The organism is Geobacillus sp. FJAT-46040 (assembly GCF_002335725.1).
Classification (GTDB): Bacteria; Bacillota; Bacilli; order Bacillales; family Anoxybacillaceae; genus Geobacillus; species Geobacillus thermoleovorans.
On sequence record NZ_NISS01000001.1, the window covers coordinates 2,574,980 to 2,585,610 of the forward strand.

General features: G+C 50.4%; 9 protein-coding genes and 1 pseudogene. 4 read left to right on the forward strand and 6 right to left on the reverse strand.

Features of this window, described 5'->3' with window-relative positions; all coding sequences use genetic code 11:
- Positions 1–30: 30 nt before the first annotated feature.
- Entirely contained in the window at positions 31–432 is a 402-nt protein-coding gene (locus CD000_RS13775; protein ID WP_047819207.1) for a (deoxy)nucleoside triphosphate pyrophosphohydrolase, read from the reverse strand.
- A 297-nt stretch (positions 433–729) separates the two neighbouring features.
- Between CD000_RS13775 and CD000_RS13780 the strand changes: the two genes are divergently transcribed.
- Complete coding sequence (locus CD000_RS13780; RefSeq protein ID WP_096225873.1) at positions 730–1,491, forward strand: sporulation protein; 762 nt, start codon at positions 730–732, stop codon at positions 1,489–1,491.
- 378 nt (positions 1,492–1,869) lie between these two features.
- On the opposite strand, the pseudogene CD000_RS13785 reads toward CD000_RS13780, so the two are convergent.
- Together CD000_RS13785 and rlmD are read right to left on the reverse strand one after the other, a co-directional pair.
- Positions 1,870–2,634, reverse strand: a pseudogene (locus tag CD000_RS13785) (carbon starvation CstA family protein); the annotation flags it as partial.
- Positions 2,635–2,673: 39 nt separating this feature from the next.
- Positions 2,674–4,062 (reverse strand): 23S rRNA (uracil(1939)-C(5))-methyltransferase RlmD, encoded by a 1,389-nt coding sequence (rlmD, locus tag CD000_RS13790; protein ID WP_096225874.1) that lies wholly within the window; start codon positions 4,060–4,062, stop codon positions 2,674–2,676.
- Between the two features lie 313 nt (positions 4,063–4,375).
- Here rlmD and CD000_RS13795 point away from each other — a divergent pair, with 313 nt between their 5' ends.
- Both CD000_RS13795 and CD000_RS13800 read left to right on the forward strand, forming a co-directional pair.
- A complete protein-coding gene (locus tag CD000_RS13795) occupies positions 4,376–4,792 on the forward strand; it encodes an Rrf2 family transcriptional regulator (protein WP_096225875.1) in 417 nt (138 codons plus the stop codon).
- Between the two features lie 83 nt (positions 4,793–4,875).
- Complete coding sequence (locus tag CD000_RS13800; RefSeq protein ID WP_055358813.1) at positions 4,876–5,751, forward strand: SDR family oxidoreductase; 876 nt, start codon at positions 4,876–4,878, stop codon at positions 5,749–5,751.
- 352 nt (positions 5,752–6,103) lie between these two features.
- On the opposite strand, the gene CD000_RS13805 is transcribed toward CD000_RS13800, so the two are convergent.
- A complete protein-coding gene (locus CD000_RS13805; protein ID WP_096225876.1) occupies positions 6,104–7,573 on the reverse strand; it encodes an alanine/glycine:cation symporter family protein in 1,470 nt (489 codons plus the stop codon).
- 183 nt (positions 7,574–7,756) lie between these two features.
- On the opposite strand from CD000_RS13805, the gene CD000_RS13810 reads away from it, so the two are divergent.
- Entirely contained in the window at positions 7,757–8,944 is a 1,188-nt protein-coding gene (locus tag CD000_RS13810; RefSeq protein WP_012748853.1) for an IS701 family transposase, read from the forward strand.
- A 373-nt stretch (positions 8,945–9,317) separates the two neighbouring features.
- On the opposite strand, the gene CD000_RS18890 is transcribed toward CD000_RS13810, so the two are convergent.
- Both CD000_RS18890 and CD000_RS13815 read right to left on the reverse strand, forming a co-directional pair.
- Positions 9,318–9,482 carry a hypothetical protein gene (locus tag CD000_RS18890; protein WP_198962513.1) on the reverse strand — a complete coding sequence of 55 codons (165 nt, stop codon included), beginning with the start codon at positions 9,480–9,482 and terminating at the stop codon, positions 9,318–9,320.
- 43 nt (positions 9,483–9,525) lie between these two features.
- On the reverse strand, positions 9,526–10,631 hold a 1,106-nt coding region (locus tag CD000_RS13815; protein WP_143425285.1), incomplete at its 5' end, for a heavy metal translocating P-type ATPase.

The following is a 10,631-nucleotide window of genomic DNA, read 5'->3' on the forward strand; positions in this document are numbered from 1 at the left end:
CCCCATTCCCCGAACCGACATCTTTCTCGGCTATGAGCGACTCTTCGCCAACAGCGCCTCAACGGTAGGGAGATCGGCCGGCGCCCATCTAAGGTCACGAAGCTGGGAGAGCGGCACCCACCGAAGCTCGGCATGCTCCCGCGCCCGCGGCTCCCCATCAGTAAGGCGAGCTTCGTACGTCCGCAAATGAACGATGGCGTGTTCATACTCATGAAACACATCAGCCAGCAGCTTGCCGACCGAAACGGTGCAGCCAAGTTCCTCACGAACTTCCCGAACTAAAGCCGCTTCTGGGCTTTCCCCTTCTTCCACTTTGCCTCCAGGGAACTCCCAAACGTTCGGCAGCGACATATTTGACCCTCGCAATGCGCATAAAACATCTCCCTGTTCATTGCAGATGACTGCCCCAACGACGTGGATAACCCGTTTCATTGCTGATCCGCCTTTCTCATCCATATGCGCTATTTTAGCAAAAACCGTCTTGTTTTCCAAAATAGTGGAACTCCCTTAGGCATTATGTTACCCTTAACAATGGATAAACAGAAGAAGGAAGGGATAGCGGATGATGAATTGATCAGCCTTGGTGTCGTGGGCGGCCACATATCAGAAAACTTAATCGACAGCGGTTATGTTCTCATCGTCTATAACCGGATAAAAAATGGAACCTTTTTACTAGACGCTGCGTATTCCCGGATGAGGAAGAAACTAATCAACAAGGGGGAGAATCGATTGTTCAAAAAACTGCTAAGCTCCATCGGCATCGGGTCCGCTACGGTCGATACGAAACTTTCCAAAGCGCAATACGCCCAAGGGGAAACGGTCGAAGGAGTCGTCGAGGTTCGCGGCGGCAGCGTCGAACAGCGCATTGATGAAATTTATCTAGCCTTAGTAACGACGTATATTCGCGAAATCGATGATAAGAAAGTCGAAGAAAAAGCCGTGCTCGCCCGATACAAAGTGTCTGACTCGATGACAATCGGGCCGAATGAAACAAAAACGATCCCGTTCCAATTCGCCTTGCCATACGACGTACCGGTCACGCTCGGCTCTTCCAAAGTGTGGCTGCAAACCGGCCTTGACATTAAAATGGCGCTTGATCCGCAAGACCGGGACTACCTCACCATCGAACCGCACCCGCTCGTCGCAGCGTTTCTCGAGGCAGCCCGCCAATTAGGATTCCGCCTCCGTGATGTGCAATGCGAACAAGCACCGCGCTATTGGCAACGGCGGCTGCCGTTTGTCCAAGAGTTCGAATTTCGCCCGACAGGGGGAGCCTTTCGAGGCCGCCTTGATGAATTGGAGGCCATCTTCTTTGTGTCCGAACATGGAGTGGAAGCCATTTTGGAAATCGACCGTAAAGCGCGCGGATTCGCTGGATTGCTCGCCGAGGCGCTTGACATGGACGAAACACTCGTCCGTTTCACCTATGGGCCGAACGATATCGCATCGTTGCCGCAATTGCTGGCCAATGCCATTCGTCGACATAGCTGAACCGAAAAAGCAAAAGGGGCCATCGGCCTCTTTTGTCCCATAATGAAACAGGTCAACCACTTGACTCTCTCGCGAGTTTTACGCCATTACTGTTTTGACGAACATAGAGCTTTTTTGAGCGAGGAAAGCAGGGGGAACTTACACCGTCCATTTGACCATGAACAGTCCCAACTAACCGCCATGTGTCGCCATCTTGTTCAAAGACAAGGCACAAGCTCTGCCAATAATACTGACGTCTTCTTCACCGTTACAGAAAACTTATAAAACTTTTATAAAGCTCCTAGCCCCCTCCTCTCCCCCTCTAGAACAAATCCCCCTTCAATAGACAACCGTCTACCGAAAGGGGATGTTCAGCAACTCCAGCATCACCTTACTCTATTACGCTTTGACCGTCGTATCTTTATCTTTCGGTTTCGTAAAGGAGCGATACGCTTCAATGACGAGGAAGATACACAAGACAAACAAGATAAACCCACAAACCACAAGGAAAATATTCCCGTTTAAGAAATTCGTTCTCATGAAGACGAGCAATGCAGAAAGCGTCACAATAAACATAAAGATCATCGGGATGATCGTAAACCACGACTTCGTCCCTTTTTTTACAAGCCAGACGCTGACGGCCAGCAACGCCAACGCACCAAGCATTTGGTTAGCAGAACCGAACAGCGGCCATAAATCGCTCCACGTTCCCGAGAGCGCCAGCGCCGCCGCACCGACGACGATCACTCCTGTTGCTATATGAGGGTTGGCAAACGTCTTGGATCTTCCTTCCGCAAACTCTTGCACACCGTATCTCCCAAGCCGTGTCGCTGAATCTAACGTTGTCATGAGAAAAGCTGAAGCCGCCAGAGCGACAAAGGTCGTACCTGCCGCTTCTGGGATTCCGAAATGGCTCATAAAATACCCAAGACCGGCAGAGAAAGCCGGAATCGGCCCACCCAGCTCAACGAGTCGCTGTGTGAACTGCTCCGTCGTCAAATACGCTACCGAGCAGACAACAATCACTGCCAAAAATCCTTCAATCAACATCCCACCGTAGGCGATAAAACGGCCGCTTCGTTCGTTGTCGAGCTGCTTAGCTGTCGTGCCGCTCGCCACCAAGGAGTGGAAACCAGAAATCGCGCCGCAGGCAATCGTAATAAAAAAGCCCGATTCCCTCTGGTTAAGGGAGCGAGCTTTTCCTCATGATGATTTCACAAGCAACGCACAGCACTCGACATGGGCCGTATGCGGAAACATGTCCACCGGCTGGACGGTTTTCAATGTATAGCCGAACGAGACTAGCTCCGTAATGTCTGACGCAAACGTCTCCGGATTGCAGGAGACATACACCACCCGCTTTGGTTGCGCCCGGCCGATTTTGCGCATCACTTTTCCGCCTGCGCCAGAACGCGGAGGATCCAAAAGCAGCAGCTCCGGCCGCCCGAACTGCTCCAACACGTCATCAATCCCGCGCCGCGCATCCCGCGCCAAAAAGTACGTATTGTCAACGCCGTTGTCTTTCGCGTTTCGTTTCGCCGACTCGATCGACGTTTCCACAATTTCAATGCCCGCCAACGCCTTCACCCGCTTGGCGAACGGCAAGGAAAACGTGCCGACTCCGCAGAAGAGATCGATCATTTTCTCATGGGGCTTGGGCTCGCCCATCTCCAACGCCAGTTCAACCAATTTGGCCGCCTGCACCGGGTTCGTTTGGAAAAACGTATCAAACCAAAGACGGTAGCGGAACCCGCACAATTCATCGTAAATGAAATCCCGTCCGGCCAGCACGTGCGTTCGTTCCGCCTGGGTGCGGTCGGCCCACGCCCGATTCTCCAGCCAAAGCAAACTTTTCACGTCCGGGAGCGCCTTCGTGATCCGCTCCGTCAAATCAGCCGCCGCTTCTTTCAACTCCCCTTCCGGCGCCTCGGTCGCAAAGAGCGCCACCATCACCTCTCCTGTCGCAAACGACTCGCGCACCATGACGTGGCGAAGCAGCCCTTCATGGGTGTCTTTGTGATACCCAGGCAGCTGATGATCGCGCGCCCAACGCGCCACTTCCATAGCGGCTTTGACGATCTTCTCGCCGGCAATGAGACATGTCTCCAACGAAACCACTTGCCGGAAATTCCCTTGCTCGTGCAGTCCAAGCAGGCCCTCAGGAGAGAACGTAAACTCCATTTTATTGCGGTAATGCCACGGATGTTCCATCCCGATCGTCTCGCGCACAACGTCCGGATCAAATCCGTGCTGGGCAAGCAGCGCCTTCACCTGTTCGGTCTTATGCCGCAGCTGTCCCTCATAGCGCCAGTGCTGCCAGACACAGCCGCCGCAGCGGTCAAAGTGCGGACACGGCGGATCGAGCCGCTCTGGATGCCGCTCGATCACTTCTTCCACTCGGGCATGGGCCCTCCGGCGTTTCGGCCAATCGATCAAAACCCGCACCTTTTCACCAGGAAGCGTGGACGGAACAGTGAGTTTGAGCTTTTTTCTCCTCCCTTCTTCTTCCTGCCAAACGACCGCTTGTCCCGCTCCTTTTTTATCCAACTGATGAATGTCCGTAATGAACGATTGTTTTCCGCTGTCTGTCAATGGCTTTCCTCCTTCCGAGATGAACGATGTTGTCACCCTTTATGTATTGTACACGATCAGTGGACGAATCCAAAGAAACTTCGCACAATGGAACAGTGTTCCCCAAACCGTATAAAAAGAAAAGCCTAAGCTGGCGATGCACAGTCGTATCCTCCTAACCAATGGGAAAGATATAAACAATCGCCATCGCTTAGGTTGTTTCCATTTTCTTCTGGCCATAAAAAACATGGAAGGCTCGTCCATTGCAGCTACGAAAGGACTTGACTTTTTTAACACGATATAACTATAATAGTTACAACGGTGGTGTTACATAGTGAAACAAATCAGCACACGCTTTTCGATTGCGGTTCATATTCTTTGCCTGATTGCGGTCAGTTCAACCGATTGCACCGGGGAGTTTATCGCCCGCAGCGTCAATACGAACCCTGTCATCATCCGCCGAATTATGGGCATGCTAAAGAAGGCGGGGCTTGTCGAAGTGCGGCCTGGCGTAGGCGGTGCTTCGCTGCGGAAGTCTCCGGATGACATTACCCTTCTTGACGTGTACCGGGCGGTCAACGCGACCGAAGCGGATCAACTGTTTCGTATCCATGACGCTCCGAATATCGAGTGCCCGGTCGGACGAAACATTGAGGCTGTGCTACAAGCGGAGCTCAAAGAAGCCCAATTCGCCATGGAACGGCGCCTAGCGCAAACGACCGTGGGTCAACTGATTGCCAAATTTCAATAAAAAAGCTCTTCAAGGGCTTTTTTTTACACCACCGTTGTAACAAAAATAGTTACAACAAAAAATCCCTAAGGAGGTTCAGCACAATGAAACTGTTAGTCACCGGCGCCACAGGAAAACTCGGCACAAAAGTGGTCGAGGCGCTGCTGAAATCCGTGCCCGCCAACCAAATCGCCGTCAGCGTCCGCCAACCGGAAAAAGCCGAACATTTTCGCGCTCAAGGAATCGATGTTCGCCACGGAGACTTCGACCGTCCGGAAACACTGGACACTGCCTTCCAAGGCATCGACCGGTTATTGATCATCTCGACGGATGGGGACAATGAAACAAGAATCCGCCAGCACACAAATGCAGTTGAAGCGGCCAAACGCGCCCAAGTCGGATTCGTTGCGTACACAAGTCTAGCGAAGGCAAGCGAAAGCCGTCTCTCTCTTGCCGAAGTGCATCGGGTCACGGAAGAAGCTATTATCAAAACAGGCATCCCGTATTCGTTGTTACGCAACAACTGGTACTTGGAAAATGAAATCGGAACCATTCAAGCCGTTTTGGCAGGAGCGCCTTGGGTGACGTCGGCGGGCGCAGGAAAAGTCGGCTGGGCTCTTCGCCAAGACTACGCGGAAGCTGCAGCCGCCGTCTTGGCAGGAAGCGGTCATGAAAACACGATCTACGAGCTGTCCGGCCCGCTGATGACCCAAGAACAACTAGCGGCCGCCCTCGGCGCTGTCCTAGGCAAAGAAGTACCGGTGCAACAAGTGGATGACGCTGCCTATGCCGACATCATGAAAAACGCCGGTCTGCCGGAACCGCTCGTGTCGTTTCTCGTTGACATCCAACGCGGCATCCGGGAAGGCTCCTTAGAAGTCGAAAGCAACGATTTCGAAAAACTGCTCGGCAGACCAGTGACGCCGATCAACGAAGCACTGACGCAAATCGTCCATGACATTCGGAAAACAGCCCATTGATTTCCGCAAAAACCGGCCGCTCGGCCGGTTTTTCCAAATGCATCTCCCTCGCTCAACTTTCCGTTTGATTTTAACACCAAAAGCAGTGGGTGGAAACAGACGAAAAGCCCTGATGACGACAAAATCGCATCGTATTCGCGGAGACGCAAAGGCGATTCAAGCGATGGATATCTCTGCATGCCTCTTATCACTCTGTGAGGAAGGAGAACGGGAAGATGGGTCCTTTCCTCTCTTGCGCGCAGTGCACAAATCGGAAGGGTGTCCCAAAAGCAACGGAACACCCTCCACTTGAGAATCATTGCTATTCACGTACTAGGCAGCCTAAACACGGACTGCTTCGGCAAAGCAACCGTTATAAAGCTTCCTTTTTATTTTCTTCAGCTTTCTTATACCCATTTTCCCAAAATGTCGCGTTCTTGATTCCGTATTTTGACGCATTGAACTCTGGATCTTTGCCTTGCTTCAGCTGTTCTTCGTAATCTTTTAAGGCCATATAGGCCGGTTTAAACAACAACAAGATCGCAATCAAGTTGAGCCACACCATGATGCCAAGCCCGATGTCGCCCATCGCCCACGCCGTCGTCGCCGTTTTGACCGTTCCATAGAATGTGGCCGCCAAAAAGACGAGCTTCAAGGCAAAGAAGGCCATTCCCCTCTTTTCACTGCGCACCAAATAGGCGAGGTTCGTCTCGGCAATATAGTAATAGGCGTACATCGTCGTAAACGCGAAGAAGAACAGAGCGATCGCAATAAAGGCCGACCCGAATCCCGGGAAGAGCGTGTCCACCGCCGCCTGCGTATACCCTGCGCCCGGTTCTACCCCTTCAAGGTTGACGACAATCGGCTCCTTGGTTTTTTCATTAATGACATTATACTGGTTAGTAAATAAAATCATCAGCGCCGTCGCCGTCACGATCAAGAACACGTCCAAATAGATCGAAAATGCCTGCACAAGCCCCTGCTTCGCCGGGTGGGACACTTCCGCCGCCGCTGCCGGGTGGGCGCCCGTCCCTTGCCCCGCTTCATTCGCATAAAGGCCGCGTTTGACCCCCCACATCACCGCCGAACCAAGAATACCGCCAAACACTTGATCAGCGCCAAACGCGCTTTTGAAAATCAAACCAAACACATCCGGGACTTTTTCAATATTGGCCGCAATAATGGCAATCGCGACCAACAAATAGCCAACTGCCATAAACGGCACGACAATTTCCGCCGTTTTCGCGATCCGCTTCACTCCGCCAAAAATCGTAAAGCCAAGAACGGCAATCACGAAAATTCCCGTCACCAATTTCGGAATGCCAAACGCATTCGAAAAGCTGTCGGCAATCGAGTTTGCTTGAATTCCCGGCATCAGCACCGCCATCGAGAGAATAATCGCCCCGGCAATCACAACCGCAAACCATTTCCAGCCAAGGCCCTTTTCAATATAAAAAGCCGGACCGCCGCGGTACTGTCCGTCTTGTTCCTCTTTATAAATTTGCGCCAGCGTCGACTCGACATACGCCGTCGCCGCTCCGATAAAGGTGATGACCCACATCCAAAAGACCGCGCCCGGCCCCCCGTACGCAATCCCCGTCGCCGTCCCGGCCACGTTCCCGACGCCGATGCGGCCGGACAACGACATCGTCAACGCCTGGAAAGAAGACACCCCGGCCTCAGAGCTTTTCCCCATCGTCACAAGCCGGACCATCTCTTTCACATGGCGGATTTGCAGAAAACGGGTGCGAATGCTAAAATACAAACCACAACAAACAATGAATGCAATCAAAAAAGGACTCCATAGCCACCCGTTCACCGTTTCTACAAGCTTTTCAATCAACCCAATCCCTCCTATGCCAGCTGATTATTTTTGTTGTACAACACAAAACTTAAATAATATTACTGTAGATGAGCAAATTCACTGACATAAATTGACAACTAAACAAAAAAGGAGACATGAACCGGACTCCTTGGGTAAAATAGATGTGTTCAAAACCCATTCACACAAGGAGGTTCATGTCTCATGAATAGATTAGCACATCACCAAGGAATCCACAAGTTTTTCTTCACGCTGGGGTTGACGCTGCAGCTTTCCAAACCGGTCATCAAGCATCTCATTCATATTGTCGATGCCTTGACCACCAAGGGATTCTCGGGAACATTGACTGATATTCATTACTGGAGCTTTCATCCGAATCATCGAACGACGCTCAGTCACTTTTTCACGAAAAGCCCTTGGAACGAGGAAAGGCTGCTTGGGAAGCTTCAAGAGTGGATCCTTTCCCAGGTCGAACGACTGGCCAAACGGAAGAATCAACCCCTTTTTGTTTCGATTGATGATACGATTTGCCAAAAAACAAAGCCTTCGTCACGGGCTGTGCACGCCATTCAAGGGTGCGACTGGCACTACTCGCATAAAGATCATCAATCGGTCTGGGGGCATTCGCTCGTTTGGCTGATGGTGCACACCTTCACGCAGGCGTTCCCATTTGCGTTCCGCCTGTATGACAAGAAAGCGGGAAAAAGCAAGATCGACCTGGCGATCGAGATGCTTTCCTCGCTCAAGGTGAAGCGGGCTCAGCCGGTGTATGTGCTCATGGATTCGTGGTATCCGTCCAAAAAGCTCATCGAAGCCTGTCTGAAACAGGGATTCCATGTCATCGCGATGCTCAAGACGAACCGGATTCTCTACCCGAAAGGCATCGCCATCCAAGCCAAGCAGTTTGCCCGCTATATCGAGTCCAAAGACACCCGCCTCGTCACGGTGGGGCAGGAGCGTTATCGCGTGTATCGCTATGAGGGGGCCATCCATGGCCTCGATGACGCGGTGGTGCTGCTGGCTTGGAAGGCGGATCAGCCGATGGCGCCGGAACATCTTCATTGCATCTTGAGCACCGACCGGGAACTCGGGGACGAAGACATCTTGCGTTACTACGCCCAGCGCTGGACGATCGAGTGCTTTTTCCGGCAGGCGAAAGATCAACTGAAGCTGGATGGATACCGCGTTCGCCACATTCGGGCGGTGAAACGGTATTGGGCGGTGGTGCTGTTGGCCTGCGTGTACAGCATCGCCGAATCCCGACAAAACCTCTCCACCGGGCTGGAGCTTCTTCGGTCGCGGAAAGACCACAGCGTCGTCGAGTTCATTTATGACGCTGCGAAGCAAGATATTCCCATTGATGTGATCAAAAAACAGCTCCGTATCGCGTAAGGGGTACCCTGTTTGTCTCTCTAACCATGGAAATTATTGTAATGAAAAATGCTCATCTACAGTAATATTATAAATATTACACATTTCAGCTTCAATAATTTTTTCATATATCATTCTTTTTTGCATTTTCTTTATATTCCCTACGCTTGTCCTCGTGTAGAAAAATGAACGACTTTCTTCGCTTTTTTAAAAATAACTTTGAAGCCCAAAAATGATAGATGAGGCAAGACAGAGAAATCCGCCTCGAACGGTCCCCTAATGCCAGTCCTTGAGGCCTTGAGCGCGAGCCCCATCTCCCCCAATGATCCCCATCTGAATCGCCGCAAACGCAAAGCCGAACACACAGAACAGCGTGTTCGGCTTTGGCTTTCCGTTACATATAACCGATGAGAAACACGACAAAACCCGCTAATCCGACCGATGCTATGAAGAGACCAAAGGCGATCCGTTTGGCGGCTTTGCTCTTTTGGACAACACCATACACGAGCAACACGATCGACATGATCAACAAAAGCAAAATGAGAGACGAAATGCTCACGTTCAGCGCTCCTTATCATGCACTGCCACTTGTGGTGAAGAGCCTATTCTTTAACTTTTAGCAATCGCATGCTGTTTAATGTTACGAGTAATGTTGCTCCCATATCGGCAAATACCGCTAACCATAGCGTTAACCAACCAGGCACAATTAACAGTAATGACAATGCCTTAATCCCTAAAGAGAAAATAATGTTTTGCTTAATAATCGCTAAAGCTTTGCGGCTCAATTTAATCGTATATGGCAATTTGCTTAAATCATCAGACATTAAGACAATATCGGCTGTTTCTAGGGCTGTATCGGTTCCAGCACCACCCATTGCCACACCAACGGTTGAAGCTGCAAGAGCTGGTGCATCGTTCACACCATCTCCAACCATCGCCACGCTTTGATGCTTGTCACGAAGCTCTTTGATGAAATTCAGTTTATCTTCTGGAAGTAAATCGGCTTTAATATCGGAAACGCCGACTTGTTTTCCGATGGCTTCGGCTGTTCTTTGGTTATCCCCTGTCAACATTACCGTTTTTTCAATACCGACTTGATGAAGTTTTCGAATAACCTCTTTGGATGATTCTCTTATTTCGTCTGCCACGGCAATTAACGCCAGAATTTCTTTTTCCGTCCCTAATATCATGACCGTTTTCCCTTGTGTTTGAAGGGTTGTAATTTGTTCTTTTATTTCTGATTGGATGCCATTTGGAAGAAGTTCTTCAAAAAGACTTGGACTTCCGACATAATACATTGCGTTATTTACTTTGGCTTTGACCCCTTTACCTGTAATGGATTGGAATTCTTCAACAGATAAATCATTAAAATTCAATCCATCTTCTTCTGCTTTTCTTATAATGGCGGAAGCAAGTGGATGTTGTGAGCCTTTTTCAATGGCTGCTGTAATGGTCATTAGTTCATTTTCATTGCCATTATAAGTGACTACATCGGTGACGGAAGGAACACCTTTTGTTAATGTTCCTGTTTTATCAAAAGCAATCACTTTTAAGTTTCCTGCTTCCTCTAAATAAATACCACCTTTAATTAACACACCGTTTTTCGCTGCATTTCCAATGGCAGTTACAATCGAAACAGGCGTGGAAATAACCAACGCACACGGACAACCAACCACTAATACAGCTAGACCTCGATAAATCCATTCGC

Bases quoted from the DNA above. Each gene is read 5' to 3' on its own strand.
- CD000_RS13810 (WP_012748853.1), top strand. From the start codon at position 7,757: ATGAATAGATTAGCACATCACCAAGGAATCCACAAGTTTTTCTTCACG.
- CD000_RS13800 (WP_055358813.1), top strand. From the start codon at position 4,876: ATGAAACTGTTAGTCACCGGCGCCACAGGAAAACTCGGCACAAAAGTG.
- CD000_RS13775 (WP_047819207.1), bottom strand. From the start codon at position 432: ATGAAACGGGTTATCCACGTCGTTGGGGCAGTCATCTGCAATGAACAG.